The following is a 16,193-nucleotide window of genomic DNA, read 5'->3' on the forward strand; positions in this document are numbered from 1 at the left end:
GTGAAATCCCGTCAAGCGCAGCAGGCCAGCGAGGCGGTCAAAACGCTGCCGCTTTCGAAACTTAGTGTTTCTCTTCGCCATCACATGCGCTAAGAGCGGCTGACAATTTTTATAGAGTAAGCCGGATGTCCGCCATGACCGACAAGAAGCCCTTCTACATCACCACCGCGATTTCCTATCCGAACGGCAAGCCGCATATCGGCCATGCCTACGAACTGATCGCAACTGACGCCATGGCGCGCTTCCAGCGCCTCGACGGCCGTGATGTATTTTTCCTGACGGGCACCGACGAGCACGGCCAGAAGATGCAGCAGACGGCGCGTGCCGAAGGCATCACGGCGCAGGAGCTTGCCGACCGCAATTCCAGCGAATTCCAGGCGATGGCGAAACTGTTGAATGCGTCGAACGACGACTTCATCCGCACGACGCAAGAACGCCACCACGAGACCTCGCGCAACATCTGGAACCTGATGGCCGACAACGGCGACATCTACAAGGATTCCTATGCCGGCTGGTACTCGGTGCGCGACGAAGCCTATTACCAGGAAGACGAGACCGAAGTGCGCGCCGACGGCGTCCGCTACGGACCGCAGGGCACGCCTGTCGAATGGGTGGAGGAAGCCAGTTATTTCTTCAAGCTGTCCGAATACCAGGACAAGCTGCTGAAGCATTACGAAGAGAACCCCGATTTCATCGGCCCGTCGGAGCGCCGTAACGAGGTCATCTCCTTCGTGAAATCAGGCCTCAAGGATCTCTCGGTTTCGCGCACGACCTTCGACTGGGGGATCAAGGTTCCGAACGACCCCGAGCACGTCATGTATGTCTGGGTCGACGCGCTGACCAACTACATCACAGCCACAGGCTATATCGAGGACCGGAACGGCCCGCGCGCGAAATACTGGCCTGCCGACGTTCATATCATCGGCAAGGACATCATCCGCTTCCACGCCGTCTACTGGCCGGCATTCCTAATGTCGGCTGGTCTGCCGCTGCCGAAGCGCGTCTTTGCTCACGGCTTCCTGCTCAACAAGGGCGAGAAGATGTCGAAGTCGCTCGGCAACGTCGTCGACCCTGTCAACCTCGTCAATCACTTTGGTCTCGACCAGGTGCGTTACTTCTTCCTGCGCGAAGTCTCCTTCGGCCAGGACGGCAGCTACAGCGAGGAAGCGATCGGCCAGCGCATCAACGCTGACCTCGCCAATGGTATCGGCAACCTTGCCAGTCGTTCGCTGTCGATGATCGTCAAGAACTGCGATGGCAAGATCCCGGAACCCGGCCCGCTGACGGATGAAGACAAGGCGATGCTGGCGGCTGCCGATGCGCTTCTGGCCTCCACCCGCGAGGATATGGGCAAGCAGCTGATCCACAAGGCCGTTGCCTCGATCATCGCCGTCGTCTCGGAAACCGACCGCTATTTCGCCGGCCAGGCGCCGTGGGCACTGAAAAAGACCGATCCGGACCGGATGGCGACCGTCCTCTATGTGACGGCCGAGGTCGTGCGTCAGCTCGCTATCCTGCTGCAGCCAATCGTGCCGCAGTCGGCCGAGAAGCTGCTCGATCTAGTTGCCGCACCTGCGGACAAGCGCGATTTCGCAGCGCTCGGCGAAGCGGGCCGCCTGGTCCCCGGCACCGAGCTGGAAGCGCCGACGCCTGTCTTCCCGCGCTACGTGGCGCCTGAGGCGTAAGGACTGCAGATGCTGATCGATACGCATTGCCATCTGGACTTTGCCGACTTCGATGCCGAGCGTGACGAAATCGTCGCGCGCGCGCATCAGTCGGGCGTCAAGCAGATGGTGACGATCTCGACGCGGGTGCGCAAGCTCGATGGCCTGCTTGCCATTACCGAACGCTATCCGTCGGTCTTCTGTTCTGTCGGCACGCATCCGAACAGCGCCAATGAAGAGCTGGATATCCAGACGGAAGATCTCGTCCGTCTGGCCAATGCGCATGAAAAGATCGTCGCGATCGGTGAAGCCGGTCTCGACTATTTTTACGACACGCAGACGCCCGAGGATCAGCAGACCGGGTTCCGCCGTCACATCGCGGCTGCGCGCGAAACGCAGCTGCCGCTGGTCATTCACAGCCGCAGCGCCGACGAAGACATGGCGGCGATCCTGACCGAGGAAACAGGGAAGGGGGCCTTCCCTTTCATCCTGCACTGCTTCTCGGCCGGACCTGAACTTGCCAGGACCGGCGTCGAACTCGGCGGCTACATCTCGTTTTCGGGCATCCTGACCTTCCCCAAGTCGGAAGAGCTTCGCGCGATCGCCAAGACGATCCCGCATGAGCGGCTGCTGGTCGAAACCGACGCGCCGTATCTGGCGCCGAAGCGCTGGCGCGGAAAGCGCAACGAGCCGTCCTATGTGGTGAACACCGCCGAAGTGCTGGCCGAGACGCTTGGTCTCAGCTATGCCGAGATGGCGCTCATCACGACCGACAATGCCTTCCGGCTGTTCACAAAGATGCCGAGGATCTAGCCTCGTGGGTTACCGGCGGCGTTTCACCATTCTCGGCTGTGCATCGTCGCCAGGCGTGCCGCGCATCACCGGAGACTGGGGCGCCTGCAATCCCGACAATCCGAAGAACCGGCGGACACGCGCATCCTTCATGGTGCAGCAGTTCGATGATAATGGCGGCGCGACGACCGTCGTCATCGACACCGGCTCGGATTTTCGCGAGCAGATGATCGCCGCCAGGGTCGAGCATATCGACGCCGTGCTCTACACGCATCCGCATGCCGACCACATCCACGGCATCGACGATCTGCGTGGCTACTATCACAACGCTCAGCAGCGCGTGCCGATCTACGCCAATGCGTTCACGATGGAGCGTATCCGCCAGGGTTTCGGGTACTGCATTGAAACGCCTCCAGGCAGCAATTACCCGCCGATCGTCGAGCCGCGGCTGATCGAGACGCTTGAGGAACCGGTGCGCATCTCAGGCGCCGGCGGCACGATTTCGTTCCGGCCGCACGAGCAGCAGCATGGCGATATCATCTCGCTCGGCTTCCGCATCGGCGATGTCGCTTACTGCAGCGATATCAGCGACTTTTCGCCGGAAACTGCAGCGAAGCTTGAAAATCTCGATGTGCTCGTCATCGACGCGCTGCAATACCGCTATCATCCGAGCCATCTGTCGCTAGAGCAGTCGCTGGACTGGATTTCAAGACTGAAGCCGAAGCGTGCGATCCTGACGCATATGCATACGCCGCTGGATTACGACGCGGTGATGGGCGAGACGCCGGATCATGTCGAACCGGCTTACGACCAGATGACATTCGACGTCGAGATTGACGATCTGGAAACGGCCCGAGGATAGACAGAGCCTTGTATTTCAAGGGTTTTCGGTAATCACGGCATCCATTTTAGTTCCATAATCTATCTTATGCGATCTTTGTGTAGCTATTGGCGAACTGCCTATGAATGCCGCCCGCTCCTGTTTTGCCCGGTTACGTTCGCCGTTTGAACGTATGCTCTGCCGCTGGAAATTTTCGTGAGCGAACGTCTGCAGCATACTCCTCTGCCGCGGCGGCAGCACGCTTGCCGAGCTCATCGTAGCGCTTGACGAAGCGTGGCGTGAAATCGTTGAACAGCCCGAGCATGTCGTCGGACACCAGGATCTGGCCATCGCAGGCGGACGATGCGCCGATGCCGATCGTCGGGACATGGATGGCCGATGTGACTTCGCGGGCCAGCGGTTCGACGGTGCCCTCGATGACGACAGCGAAGGCGCCGGAGCCGCCGATTGCGTGGGCGTCGCGGCGGATCTTCGAGGTCTCGTGTTCGGTATGGCCGACCGAGCGGTAGCCGCCGGCGGTGTGGACAAGCTGCGGCATCAGACCGATATGGCCGAGTACCGGGATGCCGCGTGCCGTCAGGAAGGCGATGGTCTCGACCATCTCCTCGCCGCCCTCGAGCTTCACGGCGTCGCAGCCGGTGTCCTGCAGGATGCGCACGGCGTTGCGGAAGGCGGCCTCTTTCGATTCCTGATAGGTTCCGAACGACATGTCGACGACGACGCAGGCTTTCTCGACGCCGCGCATGACGGCCTTGCCGTGGGCGATCATCATGTCGAGCGTGACGCCGGTCGTGGTCTCCATGCCATAGAGCACCATTCCCAGCGAATCTCCGACCAGCAGCAGATCGCAATGGGCATCGAGGAGACGGGCCATCGGGGTCGTATAAGCCGTCAGGCAGACGATCGGCGTGGCGCCCTTCATCGCCGTGATCTTCGACGGGGTCAGACGCCTTGTTGTTCCGGATGCACTCATCGCACCGCTCCCAGTTTCATGACGCCCTGCCCGCCGATTACACGGTTGTCGAGCAGCCGGGTCGTGCCGATCCTGACGAACAGCGCGACGACGACGGGATCGCGGATTACCTCGACCGGTTTTAGCGTCGCGGCATCGCGAACGGCGACGACTTCGGGATTGGCAAGTGGTTCGCGGCCGAGAAAGGTCTTCAGCAAATGCTCAAGCTCGGCCGGATCGGTCAGGCCGGCGGCGACCAGCCGCTCGGCTTCGGCGAGCGTCTGCGGCACGATCACAGCCGCCTTGCGCTCGCCGGCGCTGAGATAGACATTGCGCGACGACAGCGCCAGGCCATCATGATCACGCACCGTCGGCACCGGGACGATCCGGACCGGCAATGCCAGATCCTCGACCATACGCCTGATGACGACCACCTGCTGGTAATCCTTCTCGCCGAAATAGGCGCGCTGCGGCTGGACGATATTGAAAAGCTTGCAGACGACCGTGGCGACGCCGGCGAAATGGCCGGGCCTCACCGACCCTTCTAGCTCGCGGCCGATCTCGGGTACGTCTACGACCGTCATCATCGGCTTCGGATACATGTCGGTAACGCCAGGCGCAAAGAGGATGTTGACGCCGGCTTGCCGGAGCATGGCCGTGTCGCGCTCGATATCGCGGGGATATTTGCTGAGGTCCTCGTTGGCGCCGAACTGCAGCGGATTGACAAAGATCGAGGCGACAACAATGTCGTTCTCCACCCTCGCCCGCGCCACCAGCTCCAGATGGCCGGCATGCAGATAGCCCATCGTCGGTACCAGGCCGATTGTGCGCGATTGCCGGCGCAAAGCCTCAAGTGCTGCGCGCAGCTCACCAATGTCAGAGAAAACTCTCATTATTCCCCCGTCACTCCACCTCGCGCGCATAGAAATTGCAATCGGGCCGGAAGGTCAATCCGTCGTCCGGGATATAAACGATTATATGCTAATCTGCTGATAATGGGTGGAAATTTCGCGGCTGCGACACCCTGTTCGTGCCCTTGCCTTCCTGCATATGGCGCCAATCTAGAGAGGACATGTTTCTCAGTCGGAGGCTCTCTTGCCCTGGATCGCCTATATCGTTCATTTCATCGCCGCCGCGTTCCTGACAAACGGCATTCCGCACTTCGTCAACGGCGTCAGCGGGCGCTCCTTCCGCACTCCCTTCGCGCGGCTCGGCAGCTCGAATATCAGTTCTGCTGAAGTCAACGTCATATGGGGCTGGCTGAATTTCCTGATCGCCTTTCTGCTGTTCGCCAATATCGGGCCGCTCTATATCGGCACGCCCGGCGATACGATCTTCGTTGCTGCGGGCATGCTTGTCATGGGCGTCATCCTCGCCCGAATCTTCAGTTCCGATGCGCGTTGAAGAGTGACTTGCATAAAGCAAGTCACTGCGATAGTGACTTGCTTCATGCAACGAACCAGCTTTGCCATCTTCCCATGTCCTGCCGCCCGCGCGCTGAACAGCGTCGGCGATTCCTGGAGCATCATGATCCTGCGGGACGCCTTTCAAGGGCTGACGCGGTTCGACGATTTCCAGAAGAGCCTCGGGATCGCGCCGAACATCCTGACACGGCGCCTCGCCCATCTGGTCGAGGAAGGCATTTTCGAGAAGCGGCTCTACAGCGAGCGCCCTGCCCGCCATGAATATGTGCTGACCGCGAAGGGACAGGACTTCTTTCCGGTGCTGATGGCGCTGTCGACATGGGGCGGACGGCACGCCCCACAGGAAGATCTCGCCTATCTTCTCGGCAATGCATGCGGCGAAGAGCTTGAAACCAAGCTGGTCGATGCCAAAACCGGCGAAGAACTCACCCCCCGGAATACCTGCCTGCTGCCCGGCCCTGCGGCCGATGAGGCGGCGCATGAGCGCATTGCGCGGATGAAGGCCTGGTATCTGGGCTTTGATGCTTAAAAAGGAACAAATCATGGATCGCATTGTCGTCACCGGTATGGGACTTGTATCGCCGCTTGGAACGGGTGTGGAGATCGCCTGGAAGCGGCTGCTTGCCGGCGGCTCCGGCCTTCGCTTGCTGGGCGAAGATATCGTCGGCGATCTTGCGGCCAAGGTCGGTGGCGTCGTGCCTGACATCGCTGAGGATGCGGAGGGCGGGTTCGATCCGGATCGCTATATCGTTCCGAAAGACCAGAAAAAGATGGACCGCTTCATCCATTTCGCCATGGCGGCGGCCGACGAAGCGGTGCGCCAGGCCGGATGGATGCCCGAGGATACCGCCTCCCGCGAGCGCACGGCAACGATCATCGCTTCCGGCGTCGGCGGATTTCCCGCGATCACCGATGCGGTGCGCACGGTCGAGACCCGCGGGCCGCGACGGCTTTCGCCGTTCATCGTACCCTCGTTCCTCGTCAACCTGGCGGCCGGACAGATTAGCATCAAATATGGCTTCAAGGGACCGCTCGGCGCGCCGGTTACGGCCTGCGCGGCCAGCGTTCAGGCCATTGGCGATGCGGCCCGGCTGATCCGGTCGGGTGAAGCCGATGTGGCGATCTGTGGCGGTGCGGAGGCCTGTATTGACCGCGTGAGCCTTGGCGGATTTGCGGCCGCGCGCGCGCTTTCGACCGGCTTCAACGACACGCCCGAACTCGCCTCGCGCCCATTCGATATTGCCCGCGATGGCTTCGTCATGGGCGAAGGTGCTGGCATTCTCGTCATCGAGACGCTGGAACATGCGCTTGCCCGCGGCGCCACGCCGCTGGCGGAACTGGTCGGCTACGGCACGGCGGCCGATGCCTATCACATGACCGCAGGACCTGAAGACGGCGACGGCGCACGCCGGGCGATGGAAGCGGCCATCCGGCAGGCGAAGATCACGCCATCAGAGATCAAGCATCTCAACGCCCATGCAACCTCGACGCCAGTCGGCGACCGTGGCGAGATGGCGGCGATCGGAACGGTCTTCGGCCGCGATGGCGGGATCACCATCAGTGCCACGAAATCGGCGACCGGCCATCTTCTCGGCGCTGCCGGCGGTCTCGAAGCGATCTTCACGATCCTGGCACTGCGCGACCAGATCGTCCCGCCGACGCGCAATCTCGATGAGGCGGATGCCGTCGCCAACGGTCTCGACATCGTCGGCAAGACGGCGCGCAAGCTCGAGATGGAGTATGCGATCAGCAACGGCTTCGGTTTCGGCGGCGTCAATGCCAGCGCCCTCTTCCGCCGCTGGAACTGAACGTCTCCTGCGAGTGGCGGGCGATCGGTCCGCCACTTTCAAATTCGCTGAAATGCCCTACACTCCAGTCTATTGGCCGGAGACAATCTCATGCGTGCTCTATCCGCCGTGCTTCTTCTGTCTGCCGCTTTGCTGACCGCACCGTTACAGGCGCGCGCCGAAGGTCCCATCGCAACGACGCAGCAGATCATCGAAGGGCAGATCACTGCCTTTCTCAAGGACGATCCCGATACCGCCTATTCCTACGCGGCTCCTGGGATCAAGGCGCTGTTTCCGGACAAGAACGTGTTCTTCGCGATGGTGAAGAAAAGCTACGAGCCGGTCTATCATCCCGGCAACTACGCCTTCGGCCGCAGCAAATCGATTGCCGACGGCGCGATGATCTATAACGAAGTGCTGATCTCAGGGCGCGACGGCAAGGACTGGACGGCGATCTACCAGATGGCGCGCCAACCCGACGGCAGCTACAAGATCAACGGCGTCCAGATCGTTCCGAACACCGACAGCAAGGGTATCTGAGCCTTACACCGGCTCGAGATCGCCCCTCGCCCATTCTTCGATCGTCTCCGCCATGAAATCGGCAAAGCGTCCCTCGGCGATCGCCTTGCGGATGCCCTGCATCAGTTCCTGATAATAGTTCAGGTTATGCCAGGAGAGCAGCATGCCGCCGAGTGCCTCGTTGGCGCGGACGAGGTGATGCAGATAGGCGCGCGAATAGTCGCGGGTTGCCGGGCAGTTCGACTGATCGTCGAGCGGCCGCATGTCCTCGGCGTGGCGGGCGTTGCGGATATTGACCTTGCCGCGGCGGGTAAACGCTAGGCCATGACGGCCGGAGCGAGTGGGCATTACGCAGTCGAACATGTCGATACCGCGGGCGACGGATTTCAGCATGTCGTCAGGCGTGCCGACGCCCATCAGATAGCGCGGCTTTTCCGTCGGCAGAACCGGAAGCGTGGTTTCCAACATCCGCAACATCACATCCTGTGGCTCGCCGACCGCGAGGCCGCCGACGGCATAACCCTTGAGATCGAGCTGCTTCAGCGCCTCTGCCGAGCGAACGCGCAGATTCGGCTGGTCGCCGCCTTGGACGATGCCGAACATCGCCTTGCCGGGCTGGTTGCCGAAGGCCACCTTGCAGCGCTCGGCCCAGCGCAGCGACATTTCCATGGCGCGTTCGATCTCGCGCGGCTCGGCGGGAAGCGCCACGCATTCGTCGAGCTGCATCTGGATATCGGAGCCGAGCAGCCCCTGGATCTCGATCGAGCGCTCCGGCGACATGTGGTGCAGGCTGCCATCGACATGCGACTTGAAGGTGACGCCCTGCTCGTCGAGCTTGCGAAGGCCGGAGAGCGACATGACCTGGAAGCCGCCGGAGTCCGTCAGGATCGGGTGTTCCCAGCGGATCAGCTTGTGCAATCCGCCGAGGCGGGCAACGCGTTCGGCGCCGGGGCGCAGCATCAGGTGATAGGTATTGCCGAGGATGATGTCGGCGCCGGTGTCTCGCACCTGATCGAGATACATCGCTTTGACGGTCCCGACAGTGCCCACAGGCATGAAGGCCGGGGTGCGGATCGTGCCGCGCGGCATGGTGACTTCGCCGAGGCGGGCGCCGCCATCGGTTTTCTTAAGAGTGAACTGGAAATTCTCGGTCATCTGTCGTTCCGGAAAAGCAGGCTTGAATCGCCGTAGGAATAGAAGCGGTAGCCTGTCGAAATGGCGTGGTCATAGGCCGCGTGCATGGTCTCGAAACCGGCAAAGGCAGACACCAGCATGAACAGGGTCGAGCGCGGCAGGTGGAAGTTGGTCATCAGCATGTCGACCGCCTTGAAGCGGTAGCCGGGCGTGATGAAGATGCCGGTGGCGCCCGCCCACGGCTTTATCTCGCCGCTATCGGCCGCGGCACTTTCGATCAGCCGCAGCGAGGTCGTACCGACGCAGACGATGCGCCCACCCCTCGCCTTCACGGCGTTGAGCCTGGCGGCGATCTCTTCGGTGACGTAGCCACTTTCGAGATGCATCTTGTGGTCGTCGGTATCGTCAGCCTTCACCGGCAGAAAGGTGCCGGCGCCGACATGCAGCGTCACGAAATGCCGTTCGATCCCGGCCTTGTCGAGCGCCTCGAAGAGTGCCGGCGTGAAATGCAGGCCGGCGGTGGGGGCTGCGACAGCGCCTTCCTCGCGGGCGTAGATCGTCTGGTAGTCGGCGCGGTCGCGCTCGTCCTCCGGCCGCTTGGCGGCGATATAGGGGGGCAGCGGGATATGGCCGACGGATGCGATGGCTTCGTCGAGTGCCGGGCCGGAGAGATCGAAAGCCAGCGTCACCTCGCCTGCATCACCCTTCTCGACAACGGTGCAATCGAGCTGTCCGAGAAAGCAGCTTTCGCCGCTATGGCCGAAAGCGATGCGGTCGCCTTCCTTAATGCGTTTGCCGGGCTTGGCGAAGGCTTTCCAGCGGTTGGCGCCGACCCGCATATGAAGCGTCGCCGAGACCTGCTGACCGCCCGCTCCTTCGCGGTGGCGGATGCCTTCGAGCTGTGCGGGGATAACCTTGGTGTCGTTGAAAACCAGCGCATCGCCCGGCTTCAGGAAACTGGGAAGATCGCGGACCGTGTGATCGCTCAGCGTCTCGCTGGCAGCGGCATCGACGACCAGGAGGCGCGCGCTGTCGCGCGGCTCGGCGGGCCTGAGCGCAATCCGCTCATCCGGCAGGTCGAAATCGAAAAGGTCTACGCGCATTGGGGTACTTCCGGGCAAAGCGAAACCCGCCCCGCGTTCTCACGCAAGGGCGGGTTCCGTCAGAAATCACAATCAGACGTCGGCGGCAACCCGCATCGAGACGATCGAATCCGGGTCTACGACCGGCTCGCCCTTCTTGATCTTGTCGACGTTGTCCATGCCTTCGATGACCTGGCCCCAGACGGAATACTGCTTGTTCAGCCACGGAGAATCCGCAAGGCAGATGAAGAACTGGCTGTTGGCCGAGTTCGGGTTCTGCGAGCGGGCCATCGAGCAAACGCCGCGATTATGCGGGGTAGCGGAGAATTCGGCCTTCAGGTCCGGCTTCTCGGAGCCGCCCATGCCGGCACGGCCTGGGTTGAAGCTCTCGCTGCCCTTCTTGCCGAACTTCACGTCACCCGTCTGGGCCATGAAGTCGTTGATGACGCGGTGGAAGACGACTCCGTCATAGGCCTTCTCGCGGGCGAGTTCCTTGATGCGGGCGACATGCTCAGGTGCCACCTGCGGCAGCAGCGCGATAACGACCTTGCCCTTGGTGGTTTCCAGGATGATGGTGTTTTCGGGATCCTTGATCTCGGCCATTCTTATTCTCCTCGTTGTTCTTGAACTACTTGCTTTGAGTTACTTGGCGACGGTGACCTTGACCATGCGGTCAGGATTGCTGACTTCGCCGTTCTGGCCTTCGCCCTTCTTGATCTTGTCGACGAATTCCATGCCGGAGACGACCTTGCCGACGACGGTGTACTGACCGTTCAGGAAGGAGCCGTCAGCGAACATGATGAAAAACTGCGAATTGGCCGAATCCGGATCCTGCGAGCGGGCCATGCCGACCGTGCCGCGGACGAAAGGTGTCTTGGAGAACTCGGCAGGAATGTTCGGCAGGTCGGAGCCGCCGGTGCCGGCGAGGCTCGGATCGAAGCCCTTCGACATGTTGCCGTACTGAACGTCGCCGGTCTGGGCCATGAAGCCGTCGATGACGCGGTGGAAGGCAACGTTGTCGTAAGCGCCCTTCTTGGCAAGCGCTTCGATCTGGGCAACATGCTTCGGCGCGACGTCAGGCGCCAGCTGAATCACGACAGGACCATCCTTCAGCTGAATAGTGAGCGTATCGGCGGCAAGAGCGTCACCAGCGAAGGACGCGATATACAGCACGGCGGCAAAGGCGGCATAAAACAGTTTCATTGTAGCTCCGTTGCGGCGGACGACCGCCTCAAGATTTGCGCTTGGATTGAAGGGCTTGCAGGACTGCGGCCGGAACGAAGGCGCTGACATCTCCACCCATGGCGGCGATCTGGCGGACCAATGTGGCAGTAATGGGCCGTGAGCCCGTTCCAGCCGGCAGAAAAACGGTCTGGATATCGGGCGCCATCTGCCGGTTCATGCCTGCCATCTGCATTTCGTAATCGAGATCGGTGCCGTCGCGCAGACCGCGGATCAGTAGAGAGGCGCCGTGCTTGCGGGCCGCGTCGACAACCAGATTGTCGAAGGACACCACATCGATGCCGGCAGCCTTCTGCGGCAGGATCTCGGCCAGCGACTTGCGGATCAGTTCGGCCCGCTCCTCGAAGGAGAATAGCGGCGCCTTGCCCGGATGAACGCCGATCGCGACGATCACTTTCGCGGACACATTCAGCGCCTGGACGAGCACATCCATATGTCCGTTGGTGATCGGGTCGAAGGACCCCGGATAAAAAGCAGTCGTCATGGAACCCGGCCGTTTCGTTCGTTGCCTTTTGTCACGGATGCCCCGTTCCCGCAAGTCATTTGGCGTCTCCCGGCCGGGTGGCTGAACGGCGGATGAATGCTCCGTTCAAGGCCGTTTCAGATGCGATCGGCATAATGAAAACCATCAACACGGCCGATGCCATTCCGGTATCCGGCTCCCCCTGGAAGTCACTTCAATGCTCATGCTGCTGATCGCGCTTGCCGTCTTCATCTCTCTTGCCGGCGAGATCGCCTATGGCGTTTACAAGGAAAAGTATGAAGTGCGCTGGGTTCGGCCTGAGGTCAGCGAGCACAATGCGCTGATGCGCCAGCTCGGCCGGCTGCGTTGAAGGGCCTCGCGAATCTGAACGCCAGATGAACGAGGCATTCAAGGTCGCTTCAGACCAGGCTTAGTAAACGACACGTCAACATCCTGCGGAACCATTTCCAAGCGGATGCATTTAATCAACCGAAGCGTAGATGCGATACGCGGTTTTAAGGAAAAGAATATGCCCGATAAGATTACCGTCATTAACGTTTTCTGGATGGCAATGGTCACGGGAATGCTCACCGCAACAATCGCACTCTACGATCAGAAAACTGATACGTCCAAGGTATTTGGCCCTTACGCTTCGGCTCGCGCGCCGATCGTCAGCCAGTACTGAGGAACGTGAACGCAACTTCGGAAAGGATTGCCCATGTTCACGATCTTGACTGTACTTACCGCTCTTATCAGCGTGATGTTCATCGTGTCTGTGGCATCAACCATTTCCGCTCTTCGCCGTGAAAGCGAAGAGGTCAAGGCTTACAACGAAAAGCGCATCACTTTCTAAGCCACTCCCGCCCTTGAGCGCATTCCCCTCCCGCGCTCGGGTCAGATGAAGCCGGACGCCACAAAAGCGTCCGGCTTTTTCTTTGTCCGGTCAGGCCGGACGATAGGCGAGACAGCCACTTTTGCGGAACGGCAGCACCAGCAGTGCGCCATTGGCATAGAGCCTGCGAACGTAATCGGGGCTGTCGCCCCGCACGATGGCAAAGGCACTTCCCCATCTGAGCAGCTTCACACCATCAGGCAGGCTGGACGGACTGCCGGGCGGGCGGAAGACCATGGCGGCCGGGGCATTGCCAGTCGCCGCGAAGACACCGGCAAAGAGCAGGAATACGGCCACGAGAATGGCGCTTGCCACTCCCGCCGTTTTCGCTATCCGCATGGGCAATCTCATCGCCTTCTCCCGTCAGAAGTCGAATATATGCTCGATCCCGGGATCGGCAATCGGACGTTCGCGCAGCAGCTGGCCGAGATCAGCAACCTTGACGACCACCAGCAGCCGGTCGCTATCGAAGCCTGCGCGCGGGAAACGGGCGATCAACTCGCCCGGCGGCGGCGTCTGGTCAGTAGCTGCCGCCGTCAGCGACACCATGATCTCGTCGTTGCCGGCAATTTCACGGATCGTCCCGCCAGCCTTGGCGATATCGGCAAGAATATGCGTGAAGCGATCGTAGCGTGGCGTTTCGATGAGAATACCGCTGGCGTTTTCCGAGACGACCCTGACATCAGGCATTGCCGAAAGCGCGGGCGCCTGAATTCCTGAGACGATGGAGAAGATCGTCAGTTTCGCCTCGCCGGTCGCCGCAACGGCGTTGGCGATCATGCCGGCATAGGCGATTTTCGCCTTCCATTCGCCGCCGAGCGCCAGCCGCCGCTCCCAGCCGCGGACCGGCTCGTCCACCGGTACGGCCCAGAGCTTGTCGATCTCGGGTTGGAACGGATATTTGTACCAGGGCGTCTGGCGCAGGAACGCGGCGTAATCGATCGCCATGTCGCGAGCGACGATATCCTGCGGGGTCTTCTGATCGCCACGCCAATAGGCCGTCAGGCGGCCGAGCGTTTCCTCGTAGGCGGCCTTCAGGCCCATTTCGAGCGTGAAGCTGACGCCGATCGTTGCCACCATCATACGCGTCTGCGTATCGGCGCCGCCATGGCGATCGGCGATCGCCGTCAGTGCGCAATCGGCCTTCCAGAAATCGCGAACGCTTGCCAGATAGTCGAAACGATATTCGTCGCCTGATTTCAGCACCTCGGCCAGCCCATCATAGGCATAGACGATGTGCCATTCGGGATAGGTGAGGAACGTGTTGGCTTCCTCACGCTTCATCTGGGGATCGCGGATCAGCGGGCTGTAGCTGTCCGGCTCGGGATCGGCATGGCAGAAGGTTTCGACATAGGCGGCCGGGCTGAGCAACAGCAGCACGATGATGACGATCGCACCCAGAAACAATCCGAAGACCTTTAGCAGCCGGCGCATCAGCGCGCCTCGCTGCGGAAGAGATAGCTCGAGACGATCGCGACACCGCCGAGGAACAGATGAGGCAGATTGGCGAGAATCTTGAAGCCGAAGGGCAGATCCTGGATGCCGTAATTGACGATACCGAGATCGAGATAGCCGGAGCCGGTGATAAGGCCGAGCAGGCCGTCGGTGAAGTAGAGCAGCCCGAAATAGAAGAGGAAGGAGCGCGACGCCCTTGCCGACAGATAGGCAGCGATCGCGGCCCACAAGGCTGAAGCCAGATGCAGGCTGTCGTCATAGATATCGAGCGCGAAGATGCCGAAGGCCCTGCCCTGCGCATCCGTCAGGCCCGGAATGTAATTGAGCGCCGCCGCAAACAGCAGCGCCACGGTGTAAAGTGCCGCGATCAGTCGAAGCTTGCTCATCATTCCCCCTCAGATCTTGCCCAGATAATTATCCCAGAACCGGTTGCGGAACAGCAGATCCGGATCGGCCTTGCGTTTCGCTGCCGCAAAATCGGCCGTGCGCGGATAGGCCCGCTGCAGTTGATCCAGCCGTGCATGCGGCCGGTAAGGCAGATAGTAGCTGCCGCCGATGGCAATCACCCGCTCAATCAGAGCTTCGGTCATCCGCGCCATATCGACCTCGCCGCGCACCGTCTTCTCCTGCGAGAACAGCATGACAGCGGCAATGCGAGGTTCCGTAGCGTAAGCCAGAACGCTGTCGCTGTCGGTGTTCACATAACGCAGCGTGATGTTCAAGAGCTGCTGGTATGAGGCGGGAATGACATCGCGGCAGGCCGCGACAAAATCGGCAAATCGCGACGGTGAGACGAAATATTCGTGCAGGATGTCGGTGCGCAAGGGATCGCGGTCGTCGAGGGTGACGACCGGCTCGTTCATCAGGCTGTTGCGGGTCGAAGCAGATGAAATCTGCGGATTGAGCACCGCCTCCGTCCACCAGCGCATGTGCTTGACGCCATCGGAGCCCAGCTGGCGGCGAAAGATTTCGCGCGAGACGTGGCTGATGAAGCCGGATCCGGTGGCGGCGGGAATGGAGGACTGATCGGCCGCCGGGCGGTAGGTGATCAGCAGCCCGTCTTCGAAGAATCGGTCCAGCGAGATGTCCAAGCGTCCGTAGGCCATCTGCACTGATGGATCGGATGCCAGCACTTCAGCGAAACGGCGGCCAACGTCTTCGCCGGCAAGATGTTCGAAGGACGGCTCCAGCAGGCTGTTGGGCACCATGTCGAGCTCAAGCTCGGTGATCACCCCGAACAGGCCATAGCCGCCCATGGCGTGGTTGAAGAGATCGGCATTTTCGGTGCGCGAGCAGGTCAGCAGATTAGCGTCGGAGGTCATCATCTTCATCGACCGCACCGTGCTGCCGCAGGCGCTGAAGGGCACCGGCCAGCCGTGCGCGTTGACCGAGAAGGTGCTGGCGACGCCGAAATCGTTGTTCGACTGCATGACGGCGGGCGAAAAGCCGATCGCATCGAGCTTGCTGATGATAGTCGACCAGCGGGTGCCGGCGGCTACGCGATAGGTCTTTGCCGCGGTATCGGCTTCCAGCCAGTCCTGATCGAGGGTCAGGGCCGTGCCATTCAGCGGCAGGCTATGGCCACCCATCGAGTGGCGGGCCGCACTTGCGGCCACCGGCTGACCGTTGCTGCGGGCGTCCGCGAGTGTTGCCCTGAGGCGATCGACAAGCGCTTGTTGCGGCGGCTCGCTGAAGGTCAGGTGCCGGGCAACCGGCGTCGGCGACAGTTCACCGGCATCATTGAGGATCGCCTCGCCCGCCGGCGCATCGGCATCTGCGGGAAAGGCCGGGCCGGGATCGCTCGATGGCGAGAGAAGATATTGTCCTGCCACCGCCCCGGCGATCGCCGAGCCCGCAACGAGAACGCCGCGCCGCGTCCAGTTCCCCATGATTCCCCTCACCCAAATATCAACTCAAGCTAGCAGAAATCTCTTTACTCCATTAAA

Annotated in this window: 20 protein-coding genes and 1 pseudogene; 10 read left to right on the forward strand and 11 right to left on the reverse strand. The window is 61.2% G+C overall.

Features of this window, described 5'->3' with window-relative positions:
• Positions 1-86 precede the first annotated feature (86 nt).
• From metG to AB4Z25_RS04295, 3 genes and pseudogenes are all read left to right on the forward strand, one after another.
• Positions 87-1,685, forward strand: a pseudogene (gene metG, locus AB4Z25_RS04285) (methionine--tRNA ligase); the annotation flags it as partial.
• 9 nt (positions 1,686-1,694) lie between these two features.
• A complete protein-coding gene (locus AB4Z25_RS04290; protein ID WP_112539149.1) occupies positions 1,695-2,477 on the forward strand; it encodes a TatD family hydrolase in 783 nt (260 codons plus the stop codon).
• Positions 2,478-2,481: 4 nt separating this feature from the next.
• Positions 2,482-3,318, forward strand: a complete 837-nt coding sequence (locus tag AB4Z25_RS04295; RefSeq protein ID WP_112539148.1) for an MBL fold metallo-hydrolase — start codon at positions 2,482-2,484, stop codon at positions 3,316-3,318.
• Between the two features lie 130 nt (positions 3,319-3,448).
• Here AB4Z25_RS04295 and panB read toward each other — a convergent pair whose 3' ends face one another.
• A complete protein-coding gene (gene panB / locus AB4Z25_RS04300) occupies positions 3,449-4,270 on the reverse strand; it encodes a 3-methyl-2-oxobutanoate hydroxymethyltransferase (protein ID WP_112539415.1) in 822 nt (273 codons plus the stop codon).
• Positions 4,267-5,142 carry a pantoate--beta-alanine ligase gene (gene panC / locus AB4Z25_RS04305; protein ID WP_112539417.1) on the reverse strand — a complete coding sequence of 292 codons (876 nt, stop codon included), beginning with the start codon at positions 5,140-5,142 and terminating at the stop codon, positions 4,267-4,269. The genes panB and panC overlap by 4 nt, the downstream gene beginning before the upstream one ends.
• Positions 5,143-5,344: 202 nt before the next feature.
• Between panC and AB4Z25_RS04310 the strand changes: the two genes are divergently transcribed.
• The 4 genes from AB4Z25_RS04310 (at position 5,345) to AB4Z25_RS04325 (ending at position 8,000) form a co-directional block, all read left to right on the forward strand.
• Positions 5,345-5,653, forward strand: coding sequence for a hypothetical protein (locus tag AB4Z25_RS04310; protein ID WP_112539419.1), 309 nt, complete (start codon positions 5,345-5,347; stop codon positions 5,651-5,653).
• A 45-nt stretch (positions 5,654-5,698) separates the two neighbouring features.
• Entirely contained in the window at positions 5,699-6,202 is a 504-nt protein-coding gene (locus AB4Z25_RS04315) for a winged helix-turn-helix transcriptional regulator (protein ID WP_112539421.1), read from the forward strand.
• 13 nt (positions 6,203-6,215) lie between these two features.
• Positions 6,216-7,481 (forward strand): beta-ketoacyl-ACP synthase II, encoded by a 1,266-nt coding sequence (gene fabF, locus AB4Z25_RS04320; protein WP_112539423.1) that lies wholly within the window; start codon positions 6,216-6,218, stop codon positions 7,479-7,481.
• Positions 7,482-7,571: 90 nt separating this feature from the next.
• Positions 7,572-8,000: a DUF4864 domain-containing protein gene (locus AB4Z25_RS04325; protein ID WP_112539425.1), complete on the forward strand. Its 429-nt coding sequence runs from the start codon at positions 7,572-7,574 to the stop codon at positions 7,998-8,000.
• 3 nt (positions 8,001-8,003) lie between these two features.
• Here AB4Z25_RS04325 and tgt read toward each other — a convergent pair whose 3' ends face one another.
• The 5 genes from tgt to coaD all read right to left on the reverse strand — a co-directional run bounded on the left by tgt (position 8,004) and on the right by coaD (position 11,921).
• Positions 8,004-9,134, reverse strand: coding sequence for a tRNA guanosine(34) transglycosylase Tgt (tgt, locus tag AB4Z25_RS04330; RefSeq protein WP_112539426.1), 1,131 nt, complete (start codon positions 9,132-9,134; stop codon positions 8,004-8,006).
• A complete protein-coding gene (gene queA, locus AB4Z25_RS04335) occupies positions 9,131-10,216 on the reverse strand; it encodes a tRNA preQ1(34) S-adenosylmethionine ribosyltransferase-isomerase QueA (protein WP_112539428.1) in 1,086 nt (361 codons plus the stop codon). The genes tgt and queA overlap by 4 nt, the downstream gene beginning before the upstream one ends.
• A gap of 72 nt (positions 10,217-10,288) precedes the next feature.
• On the reverse strand, positions 10,289-10,798 hold the full coding sequence (locus AB4Z25_RS04340; RefSeq protein WP_112387393.1) for a peptidylprolyl isomerase: 510 nt from the start codon (positions 10,796-10,798) through the stop codon (positions 10,289-10,291).
• Between the two features lie 39 nt (positions 10,799-10,837).
• Entirely contained in the window at positions 10,838-11,398 is a 561-nt protein-coding gene (locus tag AB4Z25_RS04345; RefSeq protein WP_112387394.1) for a peptidylprolyl isomerase, read from the reverse strand.
• A 28-nt stretch (positions 11,399-11,426) separates the two neighbouring features.
• On the reverse strand, positions 11,427-11,921 hold the full coding sequence (gene coaD, locus AB4Z25_RS04350) for a pantetheine-phosphate adenylyltransferase (protein ID WP_112539430.1): 495 nt from the start codon (positions 11,919-11,921) through the stop codon (positions 11,427-11,429).
• A 196-nt stretch (positions 11,922-12,117) separates the two neighbouring features.
• Here coaD and AB4Z25_RS04355 point away from each other — a divergent pair, with 196 nt between their 5' ends.
• The 3 genes from AB4Z25_RS04355 (at position 12,118) to AB4Z25_RS04365 (ending at position 12,753) form a co-directional block, all read left to right on the forward strand.
• Entirely contained in the window at positions 12,118-12,270 is a 153-nt protein-coding gene (locus AB4Z25_RS04355; protein ID WP_442207871.1) for a hypothetical protein, read from the forward strand.
• Between the two features lie 159 nt (positions 12,271-12,429).
• Positions 12,430-12,585: a hypothetical protein gene (locus AB4Z25_RS04360; protein WP_310299585.1), complete on the forward strand. Its 156-nt coding sequence runs from the start codon at positions 12,430-12,432 to the stop codon at positions 12,583-12,585.
• Positions 12,586-12,618: 33 nt separating this feature from the next.
• Entirely contained in the window at positions 12,619-12,753 is a 135-nt protein-coding gene (locus AB4Z25_RS04365) for a hypothetical protein (protein ID WP_281438207.1), read from the forward strand.
• 90 nt (positions 12,754-12,843) lie between these two features.
• Here AB4Z25_RS04365 and AB4Z25_RS04370 read toward each other — a convergent pair whose 3' ends face one another.
• Genes AB4Z25_RS04370 through AB4Z25_RS04385 form a run of 4 tightly spaced genes read right to left on the reverse strand, consistent with a single transcriptional unit; the run spans position 12,844 to position 16,136 of the window.
• A complete protein-coding gene (locus AB4Z25_RS04370) occupies positions 12,844-13,143 on the reverse strand; it encodes a hypothetical protein (protein WP_442207872.1) in 300 nt (99 codons plus the stop codon).
• A 12-nt stretch (positions 13,144-13,155) separates the two neighbouring features.
• Positions 13,156-14,226 carry a hypothetical protein gene (locus AB4Z25_RS04375; protein WP_112539431.1) on the reverse strand — a complete coding sequence of 357 codons (1,071 nt, stop codon included), beginning with the start codon at positions 14,224-14,226 and terminating at the stop codon, positions 13,156-13,158.
• The gene (locus tag AB4Z25_RS04380) at positions 14,226-14,633 is read right to left on the reverse strand and encodes a hypothetical protein (RefSeq protein ID WP_112539793.1); all 408 of its coding nucleotides are present in this window, start codon (positions 14,631-14,633) and stop codon (positions 14,226-14,228) included. The genes AB4Z25_RS04375 and AB4Z25_RS04380 overlap by 1 nt, the downstream gene beginning before the upstream one ends.
• Before the next feature lie 9 nt (positions 14,634-14,642).
• On the reverse strand, positions 14,643-16,136 hold the full coding sequence (locus tag AB4Z25_RS04385; RefSeq protein ID WP_112539433.1) for an FAD-binding oxidoreductase: 1,494 nt from the start codon (positions 16,134-16,136) through the stop codon (positions 14,643-14,645).
• Positions 16,137-16,193 lie beyond the last annotated feature (57 nt).

This window comes from Rhizobium sp. RAF36, from assembly GCF_052114105.1.
Taxonomy (GTDB): Bacteria; Pseudomonadota; Alphaproteobacteria; order Rhizobiales; family Rhizobiaceae; genus Rhizobium.